Here is a 17,433-nt window from a genome sequence, read left to right as displayed (position 1 = left end):
GCGTCCCCGCTCGCGAAGTCGATCGCGAGCGGGGACGCTCGCACTATATAATTCCGATGCGATCGGAAACGATATAAAATCATGTCCGGTAGGTTGGGCGTAACTCGTTTGTAGTGCGGAGTTCAGTCCGCTTTCCGCTCCTAGAGCCAAGTCGGGAGTGCGAAGCTTTTTTGTTATGGTAAAAATTGGTTTAAGGAACGAAAATTTAATAAATTAAATCAACACTCCTCTGTTTTCAGAAACCCTGGGGGTAAAGAGAGGCAGAGCCTCTGGATCTGCATTACCAGGCTCTTCCTGGTAACGAGTAAATTCGGGCCAACTGTCAACTGTGGAACGCTTCAAGTAGATTAATATCAATTTGAGTTATTAAGTAATTTTGACAATATGAGCGAACAAGCTAGCGAGCTAATCAAGCAGGGGATTTCGCAGTATCAGGCGCGCCAATTTGAGGCGGCGCTGGATTCTTGGCAGGAAGCGCTGGCGCTGTATCGGGAAGTTGACGATCGCCGCCGAGCGGGTGCGGCGTTGGGTAATATGGGCGTAGCTTACGAAGCGCTCTTGAATTACGATCGGGCGATCGACTGTTACCAGCAGCATTTGGTGTTAGCGCGGGAAATTGGCGATCGCCGGGGCGAGGCGAATGCTTTGGGAAATTTGGGGAATGCTTGCTGCGCTCTGGAGGATTTTTTGGGTGCTATTGATTACCAGAAACAGCGTTTGGCGATCGCGCGGGAAACGGACGACTTTCGATCTGAGTTGGAAGCTTTGGAAAATTGGGCGCTGGCTTGTGATGCTAATGGCGATTTACCTGGTGCGATCGAATGTTATCAGCAGCAGTTGTCGATCGCGCGCGCCCACAGCGACGATCGCGTTGAGCGCAGTGCTCTCAAGAATTTGAAGATTGCTTACAAGTATTTAGCAAATTACGAGAAAGCCGACGAGTACCGACAGCAGCAATTGGCGATCGTGCGCGCAATGTTTTTAACCGATAAAAATAAGAGTTTTATACAACTTGCAGAAACAGTTGGTTTGAATCCCATCGAGGATTTTGCCGGAGCTGATTTAAGCGGTTTTGACTTCCACTACGCTGATTTGAACGGCGCGGATTTGCGCGAAACCAACCTCCAAGGGGCAGATTTAACCTTAGCGGATCTCAGCGGTGCATTGCTGAGCGCTGCACTTTTAATTGATGCTAATTTGTGCAATGCTAATTTGCGGGATGCTGAACTCAGCAGCGCCAATTTAAGCCGTGCAGATTTGCGGACAAAGCTACCCAGGGCGAATTTGAGCGGTGCAAATTTAGTCGGCGCTAATTTGAGCAGCGCTTATTTACCGAATGCGATTTTAGTAAATGCAAATTTAACTGATGCTAATTTAAAAAATTCTGATTTGAGCGGCGTAGATTTGAGCGGTGCAGATTTAAACGGTGCTGATTTGAGCCGCGCTGAATTAAAAAATGCGGTAGTAAAAAATACTAGGTTTGCTGGTTGTTTGGGGCTTTCGGAAGCCGTGAAAGTTGAGTTGAGAACCAGGGGCGGAATTTTCGAGTAAAATGGGATTTTTGGTAATTGTAGAGGGTAATTCAAAGCTATGACTGCCGTAACTGCCAAACGATTCTCCATCGCCGAATATCACCGTTTGGCAGAACTGGGTTTTTTTGAGTCTGATAACCGATTTGAATTGATTCGCGGGGAAATTATTAAAAAAGCTAAAAAAACTACGTTTCACTCGGCTTGTAACTCGCTATTGCTGGGAGAGTTGTGCCTGATGATGGCAAAAAGTGCCTGCGTGCGCGGCCAAGAACCGATTATCTTGTCTGATGATAGCGAACCGGAACCTGATATGGTGATTGCTCGAAATTGTTCTGATAATTATTTATCTTCTCACCCAGAAAGTGCTGATATTTTGTTAGTGGTTGAGGTTTCTGATTCGACTTTGAAGTACGATCGCAGAACCAAGTTATCTCTCTACGCTGAATCGGGAATTTCTGATTATTGGATATTTAATTTGGTAGATATTCAACTGGAAACCTACAGCGAACCTTATCAAAAACAAACAGGTAGTTTCGATTATCGAGTCAAACGAGTGGTTTTACCGAATGAGTTTGTGGTAATTCCCGGTTTTCCCGAATTGTCACTGGATTTGTCTTTGGTATTTCCGGCTAGGCTTCCTGCGATGATATAATGCAAAAGTGCGATGGCTGCTTCCTTAGCTTGCGCCTGCGAACTCTTCACCAAAGTAGCACTGTCAGGAACCTCAGCCTAAAGGCGTGAGGCTTGAAAGAGAAATCTCAAAGCCGTCCTGACCAGCCTAAGTCTTAACTGACTACGTTTTTTGAGTCACGACACCCTGTGGATGCGAAGCTAGTCCCTTGCCCTGTCATTTGCAGTTAAACAGTTTTAAGGTCACTGAAACAGTGCTGCAAGTCTAAAAAGCACGCCAAACCTTGGCGAAGCTAACATTACCCGAAAGGGACTCGGAGACAACCATATCTCCACAGAGGGGCAACCATACCCCTCTCCCCCGCAAGGGGATTTAAATTAATGTAAAGCCGTCCTAGAAGGACGGGGTTTCAAACCCATTTTTCTGATGACCGCTCAAACTCTCGCCCCGCCCCAACAAATTGTCCAGCTATCGGGTATCAGTTGGCAAACCTACGAAAATTTGCTTGCCGAAATTGGCGATCGGCAAATTCGACTGACATACAACCGCGGCAATCTTGAAATTATGGTACCATCCCCAGAACACGAACGATTCAAAACAATAATGGGTCGATTTGTTGAAACTTTAGCTGAAGAATTAGAGGTAAAAATTGAACCTCTTGGTTCTACGACTTTCAAACGTCCTGAACTTAGCGGTGCAGAACCGGATGAATGTTTTTACATCCAAAATCTGAGTGCAATTAAAGGCAAAAAAAGAATCGACATGGATCGAGATCCGCCACCGGATTTAGTGGTGGAAATTGATATTACCAGCCGTTCGGAAAACAGCTTGCAGGTTTATGCGGATTTGGGAGTGCCGGAAGTTTGGATTTATAACGGTTCGCGACTCAAAATCAACAGATTTGAGAATGGAGAATACGTTGAGGGCGAGATCAGTTTAGCATTTCCCAGCTTGCCGATATTAGAGATTGTCAGATTTTTGGATCTAGCAGAAACAATGGATTATCTGGAATTAGTGAAAGCATTTCGGAATTGGGTAAAAAGCCAAATTCAGCAAAGTCAATGAAGGGCGGAAATTTTTAAACAAAATTTACAGCTTTAACCGATCTAAAAATGCTGTAATGTGATAAATTATAAATCGAACACTCGTCAAAATCTCCATCATCACAGTCTGGCAGAGCCAGCACTTCTCCCGATATGCGATCGCTAGAGTCTCACAACAAATACCCAGATTGTTTGTGGATGCAATTAGAAGCAATTCCAGTGCACTCCGTTGCAACCCAAACCGAGCAGCTAGACATTCACTTGAGCCTCAATTTTAACGAACATTGGGAACCCCTGCTAGGCGGTCGCGTCAAATTTGGCTTGCAAGGCGGGACGCTCAAGCTAAATCTGGAAAACTGCGAAATTCCCGTAGCATCGCGTCAGTTAGTCGGTGATTTCAAGCTGTCGCCAATAGAAGAAATTCAGCCAATTCTAATCAGTACAGAAGTTTTATTTTCCGAAAATCTGCAGGTAGTTCGAGACATCGAAACTGCGGAAAAAATCCAAGAAACTGATTGCACTGTGTGTCGCGTTTCCACCATAGGGGACGATACAGCGCCTGCTTGGATTTTTGGATTAGAGCGCGGCAATCCAGTATTAAAAGGTTTACTAAAACGTGCTAAAATAGGAGAATTTGCTGCCAAATCGCTGCGGATCGCAGCATTTTTTGAAGTTGCAAAAGAAGATATTTATATCACAGATGCGGAGGGTTTGTGGCCGCACGATATTACGCCAAATCAACATTCGGTTTTAGAAAGAATCTTGACTGTATATTTGCAAGCAAATAAACTCCAGCCGGCTCTGAGTTGGGCGCTATTGTCCTACAATTTGCCTGCGGTGGAACAGCCCGAGGTCGAAATTTTCCCGGAAGCTGAAGCTAAATTGCAAGAAATGGTCGATCGCATTATCTCTGCTGAAACCGACAACTTTGCAGAGTTGGCAAAAATCGCCAATCTCAATCCAGCGCGGGATTTTGCGGGGGGGAACTTGCGCGGAACTACTTTGAGTACAGTGGATTTTAGCAGTGCAAAGCTTCAGGGAACAAACTTCCGAGGTGCAAACTTAAACGATGCCGATTTCAGCGACGCCAACCTGCAAAATGCCAAATTCGGCGGTGCAGATTTGAGCGGTGCTTTCTTAGGAAATGCCGACTTGAGCGGCGCAGATTTGCACCGCGCCAGTCTGGCTTTAGCAAACCTCAGCGGTGCCGATTTGAGCCGCGCCAATTTGCTCGAAGTGAACTTAACAAATACTAATTTCAGCGGTACGAATGTCGAGTCAGCAAGGTTTGGGAATAACTCAGGACTTGCGGAGGATGTGAAGCTGAATTTACAGCAGGGGGGAGCGATTTTTGAGGATGTTTAGTCCCTAAGTGCGAGAACCCTTTCATCCATCCGCATCCCTCGTGGCACGGGCATCCCGCCTGTGCGATGGCTTCAAAAAAATCCCGTGAAGCATAGCTATCCCGTAGGGAATCGACCATCATCAAACCTTATAAAAAAAATCCCAGTTAAAATAGAACCATCATTTCCTATCAACTCATCTCAACATAAAAGTATATAAAAGTATATGAAGATAGAAGATTATCCACTTGCCCAAAAATTGATATTAGATGCCGAAGGCAACATTAGTCAAGTCATTCTAGATTATACCGACTATAAGTATTTATTAGAAGCTATCGAAGATAGAGGACTTCTGTTAGCTATGCGCGAAGTAAAAAATGAAAAGGCGTTAAATTTAGGGCAAGCACTTGCAGAACTGGAAACAGAATGAAAGTAGAATATCTGCCCAGTTTTTTGAAGGATTTAAAAGCTCTTAAAAGTACGCCTGCTTTTGTGCAAATTAAGGAATTTGCTTTTGTGGAAATTGCCAATGTTAATGATTTACAGACAATAGTTAACTTAAAAAAATTGAAAGGCGATGATAATGCGTATCGGTTTCGGGTTGGCGACTATCGAATAGGTTTTTATTTTGATGGCGAAACAGTTACTTTTGCAAGAGTTCTTCACCGGAAAGATATTTATCGCTACTTTCCACCCTAAAGCTGTTTTCAAGAAACAATTTGATTAAGTAAAGAGCGATAACTTAAGCACCTCCTACAGTCCTCTATCCTGTAAGTTGCGAGATAGAAGGAGGCAGAGCCTCCGGATCTGCATTACCAGGCAGAGCCTGGTAACGAGAAACTCCACTCAAACCAGCTATCCTTCTTCCTTCTCCTTAACAGGTGCGCGCCCAGAAATCACAATAAATCCCACCGACTCAAGAGTCATCTGCGGGCGGCGAATTCCCGCTAAAACCGCTTCACTCAACGCACTTTCGGTACTGATTTCATCACCCAAAACCGATTCTAAAAGTTGTTCCGATTTAGAAAGTCGATTCAAGCGCAATTGCAATTGATTCACCCGGTTTTTGAGTTGGATTGCAGCACTGACAGCAGAATTATTGCACATTTCCACAAAAGCCTCACGCCCGCGCAGCAATTCCTCCGATACCACCCGACCCTTTTGGCAAAAATCATCCCATTCCAACGGATCGACAAAATTGTCAATCATTGAAGTACGATTTTTAGACAAATTATAATCCCGATTCGGGCCGCCTTTGCCTTTATAACCCCGCTGCAAAATCTGCAGAACTTCCGCATCTTCCACCAGAGACATCTGCTCGCTGCGAGCGTCTACAAACACAGTTTCAAAAGTTGGGATAAACAGAGCATCAGCCCGACGTTGCAAAGCTTTCAAGTTGTAGTTTTCGATGTTTTGTGCTTGCAAAACTAGAGCGGCAGGTTCCACATCAGTCTGGATAGAATAATTAAATTGGAAGCCGAACCACTCCATCCCTTCCGCAGCATCCCAACTTTGATCGTGGCGCCACATCGCGAAAGCTTGACCCCGATCGTCCCAGCGAATGTAAGAGCCAAGTGCATCGATCAATCCTTCTCCAATGCGGTAAAGAACGACATCGGTATTTTGATGAGCAATGCGGCGATTGTAACTACCGTACTGCTGACAATAAGGAATCAATCGAGTTCTCAAATCGTTTGAGGGAATTAATGTTTTTTGAGTAGGTTGATAGCGCATCAACCCTGATACCGTCGGATGTTCGATTTGTTTGAAGTGGAGAGCTTGACAAAGCCAACCTTCCGTCGCCCGCTGCATTTCTTTATGGCGATCGTCGCAGTTTTCGAGAGATTCAAAATACTGAGATGCGCTGTCTTCTAGAGTGTCAATTTCATCGAGAACGTATTGTTCGTCGATTTTTGTTTTCTCTTGGACGATTTCATTTTTGATTGATTCAATTTCGCCTGACAAGCCCTTTGCTCCCTCAGCAAACAACTTTTCTTCTAGTTTGAGAAGTTTATCCTCAGCATAAAATTGAAGGCTGGCGATCGATTTGTTGAAGATATCGAAGCCGTTTTTTAAAACTTGAAACCAAGCTTCGTGGGGACTTTCGGGCAGATCCGGGCCTGCAAACAAACAAAATTGTACTCCCATTTTGCTACCAATGCGATCGACTCTGCCGAGTCTTTGTTCTAACTGGTTGGGAAACCACGGCAAATCGAAGTGAATTAACCAATCTGTTATTTGCAGGTTTACGCCTGTTTCTGCCGATCGATCGCACACTAAGATAAAACAATGCGGCTCAGTCTTAAACCGATGCAGACTAGCCTCAACATCATCCGCAGACTTGCCGGTGTCGTGGCTGGCGATCGCCTTTTTACCAAATATTTTAGCTAAGTTTTCCGCAATCTCTTGACAAGTTGCCGTAAAACTGGTAAAAATTACAATCTTCGGGAAACGTTCGCCCGGAATCGGCCGTTTAATTTGCTGTTGAATTCTCGATAGCAAATCGCGAGAATTGCTGTGATACTCGCGCGGAACCTTCAAAGCAACTGCCAAAAATCGTAAAATAGCAATTCGTAACAACGAGAGTCTGTCGAGTCCTTCCTGGGGCTTTTGCAGGCTATTGAGCAAGGTTTCCAGCATTTCCTTTTCTTCGGGAAACAGCGCTGTTTTGGTCAAAATTGCGGTGTCGCTTTGTCCGAATTCGCGATCGAGTTCAGGAGTCGATTTTTTCTGCAAGCGAGCTTTGACAACCCGTTCCAAAACATTCAACCAAGTACCCGAAGCGCGGAAAAACAGCAGAAAAATTCTCTGATATTCGCTGGATTTGGGAGCAGCAGCGCGCCATTTATCGAATACGCTTTGAATTTCCGACCACTGTTCGTCATTGAGATCGTACTCGGTTTTGGGGACACAATCGCGATCGAAAATCACATCTTCCACCGCATCTCGGCGGTTGCGGAGAATGCGACGGTGGAGGCGGTAGGTATTGCTAACGTGAGTGCGAATAGTTTGGACAAGGCGAGATTGTTCGGCGGTTTCTGCGGTTTTCAAACAAGTTTCTAACTCGTCGATCAATCCGAGCAAATAATCATCTTTCGCAAACAGAGTTCGGAGTTGAGCGATTTTTGTTTGCAAAACATCAGGCTTGGCTGTTTCTCGGAAATCTAGCAAGGCGCGACCGATTTCCTGACGGTTCTGCACTCTTTCTTTGAAATTTTCTAGGTCATCTAGACGGTAAGTAGTCGAGTCTAGCAAGTGCAGCATGGTCAGAAAATCTTGCTCGTGACCGATAACTGGCGTTGCAGATAATAACAATAAGTTATGGCTTTTTTGAGCGAGTTGCTGACATAGTTCAAAGGATTGTTGCTGATTGCGATCGCCCGAATTAGCCATTGCGGCCAGTTCCTGCGCTTCATCCACAATCAGAAAATCCAGGTTGGCGTTGCGGCTAATTTGATTGATTTCGCTAATAGCAACAAGCTGCACTCGGTCAGCAAAATGAGACAAATAGAATTTATTTTCTAACTCTTGTCGCCACTGTTCGAGCAAATATTTGGGAACGAGCACTACAGCGCGTCCGTCGGGATCGTCGAGTAGGAATTGGCGGAGAATTGTCCCGGCTTCTACGGTTTTCCCTAGTCCTGTTTCGTCTGCTAACAAATAGCGCACGATCGGGTCTTCTAGGACGCGCCGGACGACTTCAACTTGGTGCGGGTAGAGCTCTATGTTAGCAGAAATTAATCCGGTCATGCCGCGGCTGACGGCGCGCTGTTCGATCGCAGATTGCACAAATGCCAATCGGCGATCGTGAAAATACGGTGTTTCTTGGCCTTTGACTGCTAAAATATCGATCGGATCGGCGATCGGGATATTGCAGCGGACGTAAAGTTCGGTTTCGACAGCTTGCAAACTTTGGCTGTCGGGGAGGTCAATTTCGTATTCTAATTTATCTTCATCCCAATCATAAATTCGCCCGATTATCCACCTTTCCTGAGTGTTACTCCAGAGGTAGCAGCGGGTTTGTCGCTGAAGTCTAGCTTCTTGTAGCAAACCCAACGCTATAGTTTTGCGAAAGCGGTTTTTTACTGAGCAAAAATATTCAATTACGGCATCGGTAGACGATACCTCGACAACTTTTCCGATTCCCAAATCGTTTTTGGGCGATCGAACTAACGAACCAACATCAATCATAATTTCAGCCTGACAATACTCACTAGAATACACTAACGCCTGAGCGACAAAAATAACATTAGTTTAGGTTCGCAGTCAGGACTTTAGTCCTCTCTTGGATGTGGACTGAAGTCCTCACTACAAACGGTTGATAGGTAATTACGATCGCCCAAAAACAACCCCGGCATTGCCAGATTCCCATTTCGGGTATTTGTGCATAATACTAGCGTAGATTTCCGAGTCTGTAAAGGCGGCTAACCAAGCTTCTAGCTGATACCAAGGCTGTTCGTTGAACCAATTTTTATCGGTATGAGCGAATTGACGAACAAAAGGTGCGATCGCGCGATCGGCCAATGCTACATTATTACCATACAAATATTTAGTTGCGTTTAACTTTGCATTGAGTTTTTCCAGATATACAGCAGCTTCATCTCGATGTACTGTAGCCTCAACATCGGCATAACGTTCCGGGTATTTATAGCGGTCGAGATGATATTTAAAACCACTATCAAATTCAGCAATTAATGCTAGCATTTTTGCAACAGTACCTTGTTCTGGAATTAACCATTTTTCAGGATCGTGTTGTTCTAATGCCCACAACATGATATCAATACTTTCATCCAGTACCCGCCCGTCAACATCAATCAATATCGGTACAGTACCCTTGGGCGATACATCTAACATTTCTTGTGGCTTGTCTCGCAAAACAACTTCCCGCAACTCGCACACCCGATTGCTAACCATCAGCGCCAAGCGCGCGCGCATAGCATAGGGACAGCGGCGGAAAGAATACAAAATTGGGTAGTCAGTAGTCATTAGTTAGTAGTTAGTTGTTAGTTGTTATTAGTTATTTGTTATTTGTTATTAGTTATTTGTTATTTGTTATTAGTTAGTTAGTAGGGGCGGTGGATGGTGCGTGCCCGCCCTCCTGCCGTCAGTAGTCAGTAGGGGCGGTGCCCCCGTGCCCGCCCTCCTTAAGTTATTAAGTTTTCATTTCTTAGTATTAATATACGAGTCAGAAATCGGGTTTCTTGCTATATTTTACCGCCCAACCAGAGTTTTCAGAGAAACCCGGTTTCTTTCAGCTTAGTGTTAATACTAATTAATCTATAGCGGTTCAATCGCGTGGTGAGGTATGCCCTATGCCCTATGCCCCATGCCCCATGCCCTATCCCGGATATTACCTCATCTTTCGCTAGAAAATCTATATCCCATTATCAACTTTTTCCTTAACATCATAGCGCGCGCCAATATGTGTTTGGTTGCGGCCTTTAGCAAGCTCAATCTGACGCTGCCGCTCAAATAAGGCTTGTTTTTTGGTTTCAGTTTTCGAGTCATGACAATGAGGACAACTTACACCAACTACAAATAATTCAGAAGCTTTATCTTCCTGACTAATCGGGTGACGACAACCGCGACAAAGTTCGTAGTTACCAGGCTTTAACTCATGAACAACAGAAACCCGTTCATCAAAGACAAAACATTCACCTTCCCAACGACTTTCTGCTGCAGGCACCGTTTCCAAATATTTTAAAATTCCGCCTTCGAGGTGATAGACTTCTTCAAAACCTTGAGAACGCAAAAAAGCAGTAGATTTTTCGCAGCGAATACCGCCAGTGCAAAACATTGCTACCTTCGGTTTTTCGCGTAAAGCAGCTTCTTTGAGCGCCCATTCTGGCAACTCAGAAAAGCTTTTTGTTTTGGGATTAATAGCGCCTGCAAAAGTACCCATAGATACCTCGAAGTCGTTGCGTACATCAACTACCACCACATCAGGATCGTCAAGTAGCTGATTCCACTCATCGGGTTTGACATATTTGCCAGCCATGAGAGATGGATTAATATCAGGTATTCCCATCGTGACGATTTCGCGTTTTAAGCGGATTTTTAGGCGGTAAAACGGTGCTTTTTCGGAAAAAGATTCTTTGTGAACCAAATCAGCAAAACGCGCGTCACAGCGCAAGAATGCGAGGACTGCGCGCACGCCTTCTGACGAACCGGCGATCGTCCCGTTGATGCCTTCTGCTGCCAACAAGATAGTGCCTTTGACGTTGTGGTGGTTGCAACAATCGAGTAGCGGTGCTTTGAGGTCGGCAAAATCCGATAGTTCAACGAACTTATATAATGCAGCGGTTAAGAATTTAGCCATAGATCGAATTGATAGCACTAATTAATTTTCATAGAACTATGAAAATTCAGTTAAAGCGGGCGGTGGGGCTCGAACCCACGACGTCCAGCATGGGAAGCTGACATTCTACCACTGAATTACGCCCGCGTTTAGTCTATTTTACCTGCTTTTACTTTTTAGTTATTGCGGTCAAAAATGACTAGACAAACATTATACAACAATTTTGCCATTCTGAGTCAACTATTTTGAGAATTAAGTTTCGGTGCCCGATCGCCCCTCCAAACAAAAAAAAGTCCTGCACGAAAGGCAGGACTAATACTTCTACTCTTCAGTCCGCGCAGGCGGACATCGTTTGTATAGCCGCGGTTTCAACCGCCGGGGCTATTGGAAAAACTGGAGGAGCGATCGATCGCCCTCAACCGTTAAACAAAGCGCAAAGAGTTGCTGTCAAGGCCAAAGCCAGAAACAGGTTGGACGATCGCGATCAACTCGTCAGCAGCCCCAGTCTTCTTGAAAATAGCAGCACCCTCGGGCAATCCAGCCGGAGCAGCGCCGATCCTGTAGGTGCTCGGAGCGCCTTGAAGTTGGATGATATCGTTACTGGGGTTGTAGCCGACAATCAAAGCGTAGTCGCCAGCGCCAGTGCTGCTATCGATGCCGTCGTTGTAGTAGAACTCTGTGGCATTTCCCAGCAAGAAAGTATCGCTACCATCTGCACCAATCAGCGTATCAACTTCGCCGCGCCCGGGATTAGCACCGGTATAGTCAACACCAACCAAGATATCGTTACCTTTTGTGCTGTAGAGGAAATCGTTACCAGTACCGCCAAACAAGACATCATTATTTTCACCGCCGTACAGAGTATCGCTACCCTCGCCGCCGAGTAAAGTATTGTTGCCGAGTTCGCCGCCGAGGACATCGTTACCAGCGCCGCCAAATATCAAATCGTCAGATTTGCCGCCCAATGCGGTATCTGCACCGTCGCCGCCGACAAGGGTGTCGTTGCCGAGGTTGCCAAACAAGAGGTCGTTGCCGACATCGCCGAATAAGCCGTCATCGCCTTTGCCGCCAAATACGATGTCGTCGCCGCCATTGCCTCCCACGGTGTCGTTTCCAGCGTTGCCATACAAGATATTGTTGGCTTCGCTGCCAGCGATCGCGTCGTTGCCGCTGGTGCCCAAAACCTGTGGCAATTCGCTTGGTGCGGGCCTGTTGGTGAATGTGGGCGCGATCGGCTGTGCGATCGACTGTGCGATCGCGGGCGTGAAAGGTGGAGGTGTTGGTGTGGGTGTGCCCGGTGTTGGTGTGGGTGTGCCCGGTGTTGGTGTGGCTGCCGGTGTTGGTCTTATAGGAATAGGAATAGGCGTTGTCCCTGGAGTTGGCGTTGTCCCTGGAGTTGGCGTTGTCCCTGGAGTTGGCGTTGTCGCTGGAGTTGGCGTTGTCCCTGGAGTTGGGGTTGTCGCTGGTGTGGGCGTTGTGGGTGTTGGCGCTGTGGGTGTGGGCGCTGTGGGTGTTGGCGCTGTGGGTGAGTCTGGTAAATTAGCTGTGAGAATCTCCGTACCAGATAGGTTGCCCACAGTTTCGATGAAGCCAGCACCTTCGACAGTCGCCGATGCACCGAAGAAGTCGGAAATTACAATGTCATCCGTAGCCCTGACGATGCCGTCTTTATTGATGTCAATCAGTAAACTCGTGCCTTGGCGGGCCAAACCTGTATTTCCAGATGATAAGGACAGAGACAGCGTAGGGATGGTACCAAGACTGCCAAAATCAATAAATTCTAAGCGATCGATGCCACCAGTATCCTGAATTTGAAATTGAGTCCGGTCAGACCCGATCCGATAGCGATCGTTACCTGCACCCCCTCGCAACACATTGCCAAATCCAGAGGCAAGCGTATCATCGCCAGCACCCCCATCTAAGGTGCTATTGTCGCCGGCTTGAAGATAGTCGTTGCCATCTCCCCCTAAGAGAAGGGTGTTGCTGCCATAGCTGGAGAGGCTGTCGTTGCCCGCACCGCCATTCAAGGTGCTATTGTTGCCACCGGAGAGGTTGTCATTGCCCGCACCGCCATCCAAGGTGCTATTGCTGCCACCGGAGAGGTTGTCATTGCCCGCACCGCCATCCAAAGTTGAAGAGGAACCGAAACCTTGCAGCGTGTCATCTCCATCGCCACCAGTCAGACTGTTCTTACCGAAACCTCCATCCAGAAAGTCGTTGCCGATACCCCCATCTAGAGTGTTATCGCCACTGCCACCAAAAAGGCTGTTATTACCCGCACCCCCACTGAGGTTGTCGTTTCCTGCACCGCCAGTCAGAGCATCGTTGCCATCTAAGCCACTTATGGTGTCATTGCCGTCGAGGCCTAAGATGTTGTCATTGCCGGGAGTACCTATGAGGTTATCGTTGCCCGGAGTTCCTATGATTGAATTGAATCCTGCTGGTGTCGTATCCTCAGTGAGATTAGCAGCGAGGATTGCTGTACTGGAGACACCATCTATGATTTCGATGAAGCCTGCACCTTCGAGTGTCGGCGATGCACCGAAAAAGTCTAAAATCACCACGTCATCAGCCGCTCTGATGATACCGTCTCTGTTGACATCAATCAGCAGGCTAGTACCTTGTCGCGCCAATCCCGCCTGTCCCGGCGACAGAGTAGGGACATTGGCATAGCGAGAGAGGCTGCTTGCAACGAACATACTATCTCTCCCACCAGTATCCTGAACCTGACTTGGCCTCCCCTGGGGAAGTAGATAGCGATCGTTCCCAGTTCCCCCTCGCAGCACGTTGCCAGAATTCGCATAAAAGGCACTGAGCGTATCATCGCCAGCACCGCCATCTAAGGTGATATTTGGGGAATTAAAAAAACCGCCATCAAGATAGTCATTCCCGTCGCCACCAAAGAGGGCGTTGTTTTCCCCCACGCCTGGAAAAAGTCGATCGTTGCCCGCACCCCCATCTAAGGTGTTATTAGAACCAGAACCCTGAAGGGTGTCGTTGCCGTCGAGACCTGAGATGCTGTCATTGCCAGTCTCGCCCTTGAGACTGTCATCTGAGGATGTACCGAGAAATATTGCCATGTTTTTTCCTGCTTAGTGTAAACAGGCGAGGGCTAATTTTACTTAGCTTCTACGCCCTACTTATCTATCAGTGCTTTCAACCAAAAATTATGCAAATTTTCCAAAAAACTTTTTTTAGGCAAGATTTGTTGTATTTGCGACCAAAGATGCTATATTTCTAAGCTCAAAATATCGCGTATTTGAAACCGATCGTACTACGCATCAAAATTCCAAGAAACCGGGTTTTTTGCCCGTTTCTGCGGGCTGTAACGCAGTATGATGCAAAAAAAACCGGTTTCTGGGTTCCCATGCGTCAGTCCTATTTAATTCTAAATGAGGTAATAAATGTTAAATAGCGGAACCAATTCTCCAGTGCTAATTATTACAGGAATGCACCGCTCAGGAACTTCTCTCACTGCGGCATTCCTACAGAAAATAGGTCTTGATTTAGGAGATAATCTCCTGAAAGGAAACTATTGGAATCCTAAAGGTTACTTTGAAGACATTGATTTTGTAGAATTTCAACGAACTGTTTTGCAAACTTGCTCTCAGTCAGACGAAACAGGTTTTCCCGATTGGGGTTGGACAGATAGCGAACAGCTAGACTCGCAAAAACTTAACACCTATTATATAGAGCATGGGAAAGAATTAGTCAAATCTCGCTCCAACCACTCAGAACTTTGGGGTTGGAAAGATCCGCGCACCAGTTTAATGTTAGATTTCTGGAATGAAATAATTCCCAATGCTTACTATCTATTTGTCTACCGCTATCCTTGGGATGTCACAGATTCTATCTTGCGGTTGAATATCCCATTTTTCTCACAAAACCCAGAATCTTGCTTAAAGATATGGAAATTTTATAATCGCCACATTTTAGAATTTTATAAAAGCCATGACAATCGATGTCTGCTCGTAAATTTAAATGCTTTGCTAGAATCTCCCGGCAAAGTGTTAGAATTATTAAAAACCAAGCTCAATCTCCCTCTGAAATCCTCAGACAAAGAAGAACAAGATATTAAAAATATTTTGATGTCAGTTTACAACCCTCAACTGCTGAGGAGCTTGCACCTCAGCCATCCCCTAATTCAGGTTCTCAATCTGACATCGGGCGGATGTTTTGAAATGCTAAATCAGCTAGATTTAGCAGCAGACTTGCCCAGTCCATTTTCCAGCTTATCCTTGCCGCGAAATGGCGGAAATCTAGAGCGTTTATCCCTCCGACTGCATCAGGAAACTATCAAAGTTCAGCTCAACCCAGAGTCGCCTCAATTTCTGATTTGGCTGTCCGGTTGTATCGATCGCTATCATAGCACATCCGATGAATCCGCCTTAACAGATTTGCGTCAAGCCCGCCATAAATTAGCCAATTTTTGGCTATCCGCACCACCCGATAAACTGCAAAGCAGCTATTCTGGCCGTGCGGGAAAAGCGCAGAAAATGCTATTAGCCAGCGGCATGAGAGATGAACCCATGACTGATGGCGAACAGCGGGAAATAGAAGAGTTATCTCAATACGTGGCTAAAGGATTTGAATCTGCCGAAGCTATCCAATATTTGCTAGCAGCGATGCTGTACAGGCGGGCAGATCAGTTGCCGTTACAGTATGGGAGAACTGCTGTTCCTCAGTGGTTTTTTAATGACTTGCTGGAGTTTATGCTTTACTTCCCCAGTTATTTTCAAGAAGTTGGAGAAGTCGAGCACTATTGCAGCTATATGCAGCAATTAGTAGATTTAGTTCACACTCGCGTTTTCAGCAATCCAGACTCCGAAATTTGGCAAAATGTTGCTTTAATCTTTGCAGACACCGTTAACTTTGTTCCGCTCTATTTTAGCACAAATAATTTGAAAAATGTCTATACCAAGCGAGCGGATATTCTAGAATCAATCCTAAAAGCGAGGGGACATCAGATTGACTTTAGCTTTGGAAAACGCCCCGCGAATAGAGGTAAAATTCGCATCGGCATTCTCAAAGCAAGTTTCGCGCCCATTTCAGAAACTTTTACGACTATCCCGGCTTTTGAGCATTTAGACAGAGAGAAATTTGAGATTATTTTATATGTCCTCAACACGAGCGATCGCCCTTTGGATATATACTGTCAAAGTCGGGCGGACAAACTGGTGAAGTTGCCGCAGGAATTGCACAGTCAAGTCGAGATGATTCGGGCCGATGACCTGGATATTTTGTTTGTAGGGTCGATCGTCACCAATGCCGCTCAAAACATCATTTTACTAGCTTTGCACCGCCTAGCGCGGTTGCAGACCACGTATTTTGCATCTCCTGTAACTACAGGCATCCGCAACATCGATTACTACATTTCCGGCACTTTGACGGAACCTTTGCAAGCAGCGCAAGCACAATATAGCGAACAGTTAGTAATGCTTGACGGGACGGGATTTTGCTTCAATTATAGCATCCAAAAAGTAGAAGCAAGTATTAAATTTGAAAGAAAAAGCTTGGGAATTTCCGAGACAGCAGTTGTATTTATCTCCGGCGCTAATACATTCAAAATTATTCCCGAACTCAGGGAAACTTGGGCAAAGATTATCGCAGCCGTGCCTAATTCAGTCCTGGTTTTATATCCCTTCGGCAATACCTGGTCTGGTGATTACGTCAAACAGCCGTTTCTCAATAAAATGTCTGCTATTTTTGATAAATACAGTATCGATCGCACTCGTTTAATTTTATTAAATACCCTTGCGAATCGCGAAGATGTGAAAGCAGTGTTACAACTGGCTGATGTCTATCTCGACTCCTATCCCTATGCGGGTGCAAATTCGACAGTCGATCCGTTAGAAGTTGGATTGCCGACTGTGGTGAGAGAGGGCAATAATTTGCGTTCCCGACAAGGGGCTGCAATCCTGCGAGACATCCAGTTGTTTGATTTAATTGCTAACAGCGAAGAGTCTTATATTAACTTGAGTGTAGCACTCGGAATTAATGCCCAATTGCGAAAGCAAAAGCGCTCGCAAATTAAGCAAAAAATGCAGCAGCAACCGAGGTTTCTGGATAGTCGCGCTTATTCAGCAGCTTTGGGTTCGGTATTTGAAGAAATGCTAATAGTGAATCGGCTTGAGAACTCAGCATTTTTTTGAAAAAAATAAATAAAGTCCGATCCCCTACCCTTCGGGGCCTTTTGAAAGTAATCCTATAAAAATAGGATGAAATGGTTTTTTTGGGTCAGACTTCATAGTCCGATCGCAGAATGTGGTAAATTGACTCTTGCTCTACTTTCAACAGTACAATTAGTAGAATTTATGACGGACTTAAACTCTCACGATTGTCCCCCTTTGTCAAGGTAGTATAACTCTCTTTCTGGTAACGAACAAATTGCTGAGGCTCGATCGGCTTTAGAACATAGAGCCTCCGCCTCTGCATTACTAGGCAGAACCTGGTAACGAGCAAAACCAGTCTTTTGTCCCTTAACACGAGCCTCTCGATACCCCCTAACGCCCCTTAAGAAGCAGGGTGGATTAATTGTCATCCTAGAAATAGGTACGTAATTGGGCTTTAGCCCTCTTTAGACGTA

Annotated in this window: 11 protein-coding genes and 1 tRNA gene; 7 read left to right on the top strand and 5 right to left on the bottom strand. The window is 45.7% G+C overall.

What is annotated here, in order from left to right:
- The first annotated feature begins 384 nt into the window (after positions 1-384).
- The 6 genes from QUB13_RS29370 (at position 385) to QUB13_RS29345 (ending at position 5,248) form a co-directional block, all read left to right on the top strand.
- The gene (locus tag QUB13_RS29370; protein WP_333388361.1) at positions 385-1,551 is read left to right on the top strand and encodes a pentapeptide repeat-containing protein; all 1,167 of its coding nucleotides are present in this window, start codon (positions 385-387) and stop codon (positions 1,549-1,551) included.
- 39 nt (positions 1,552-1,590) lie between these two features.
- Positions 1,591-2,184 (top strand): Uma2 family endonuclease, encoded by a 594-nt coding sequence (locus QUB13_RS29365; protein WP_333388358.1) that lies wholly within the window; start codon positions 1,591-1,593, stop codon positions 2,182-2,184.
- Between the two features lie 405 nt (positions 2,185-2,589).
- Positions 2,590-3,228 (top strand): Uma2 family endonuclease, encoded by a 639-nt coding sequence (locus QUB13_RS29360; protein ID WP_333388356.1) that lies wholly within the window; start codon positions 2,590-2,592, stop codon positions 3,226-3,228.
- A 176-nt stretch (positions 3,229-3,404) separates the two neighbouring features.
- The gene (locus tag QUB13_RS29355) at positions 3,405-4,571 is read left to right on the top strand and encodes a pentapeptide repeat-containing protein (RefSeq protein ID WP_333388352.1); all 1,167 of its coding nucleotides are present in this window, start codon (positions 3,405-3,407) and stop codon (positions 4,569-4,571) included.
- A gap of 204 nt (positions 4,572-4,775) precedes the next feature.
- Positions 4,776-4,979 (top strand): hypothetical protein, encoded by a 204-nt coding sequence (locus tag QUB13_RS29350; RefSeq protein ID WP_333388350.1) that lies wholly within the window; start codon positions 4,776-4,778, stop codon positions 4,977-4,979.
- Complete coding sequence (locus tag QUB13_RS29345; RefSeq protein WP_194012619.1) at positions 4,976-5,248, top strand: type II toxin-antitoxin system RelE family toxin; 273 nt, start codon at positions 4,976-4,978, stop codon at positions 5,246-5,248. Before QUB13_RS29350 ends, QUB13_RS29345 begins: the two co-directional genes overlap by 4 nt.
- Positions 5,249-5,404: 156 nt before the next feature.
- On the opposite strand, the gene dpdE is transcribed toward QUB13_RS29345, so the two are convergent.
- The 5 genes from dpdE to QUB13_RS29320 all read right to left on the bottom strand — a co-directional run bounded on the left by dpdE (position 5,405) and on the right by QUB13_RS29320 (position 13,927).
- A complete protein-coding gene (dpdE, locus tag QUB13_RS29340; RefSeq protein ID WP_333388344.1) occupies positions 5,405-8,740 on the bottom strand; it encodes a protein DpdE in 3,336 nt (1,111 codons plus the stop codon).
- A 138-nt stretch (positions 8,741-8,878) separates the two neighbouring features.
- Positions 8,879-9,535, bottom strand: a complete 657-nt coding sequence (locus tag QUB13_RS29335) for a glutathione S-transferase (RefSeq protein ID WP_333388342.1) — start codon at positions 9,533-9,535, stop codon at positions 8,879-8,881.
- A gap of 388 nt (positions 9,536-9,923) precedes the next feature.
- Positions 9,924-10,868 carry an oxygen-dependent tRNA uridine(34) hydroxylase TrhO gene (gene trhO, locus QUB13_RS29330; RefSeq protein WP_333388340.1) on the bottom strand — a complete coding sequence of 315 codons (945 nt, stop codon included), beginning with the start codon at positions 10,866-10,868 and terminating at the stop codon, positions 9,924-9,926.
- Between the two features lie 54 nt (positions 10,869-10,922).
- A tRNA-Gly gene (locus QUB13_RS29325) sits at positions 10,923-10,994 on the bottom strand.
- A 275-nt stretch (positions 10,995-11,269) separates the two neighbouring features.
- Positions 11,270-13,927, bottom strand: coding sequence for a calcium-binding protein (locus QUB13_RS29320; RefSeq protein ID WP_333388337.1), 2,658 nt, complete (start codon positions 13,925-13,927; stop codon positions 11,270-11,272).
- Positions 13,928-14,251: 324 nt separating this feature from the next.
- On the opposite strand from QUB13_RS29320, the gene QUB13_RS29315 reads away from it, so the two are divergent.
- Complete coding sequence (locus QUB13_RS29315; RefSeq protein ID WP_333388334.1) at positions 14,252-16,999, top strand: O-linked N-acetylglucosamine transferase family protein; 2,748 nt, start codon at positions 14,252-14,254, stop codon at positions 16,997-16,999.
- The last annotated feature ends 434 nt before the right edge of the window (positions 17,000-17,433 follow it).

It is taken from the genome of Microcoleus sp. B4-D4 (genome assembly GCF_036705185.1).
GTDB lineage: Bacteria > Cyanobacteriota > Cyanobacteriia > Cyanobacteriales > Microcoleaceae > Microcoleus.
The sequence above is the reverse complement of the archived record's forward strand: the minus strand, read 5'-3'. Positions and strand labels throughout refer to the sequence as shown.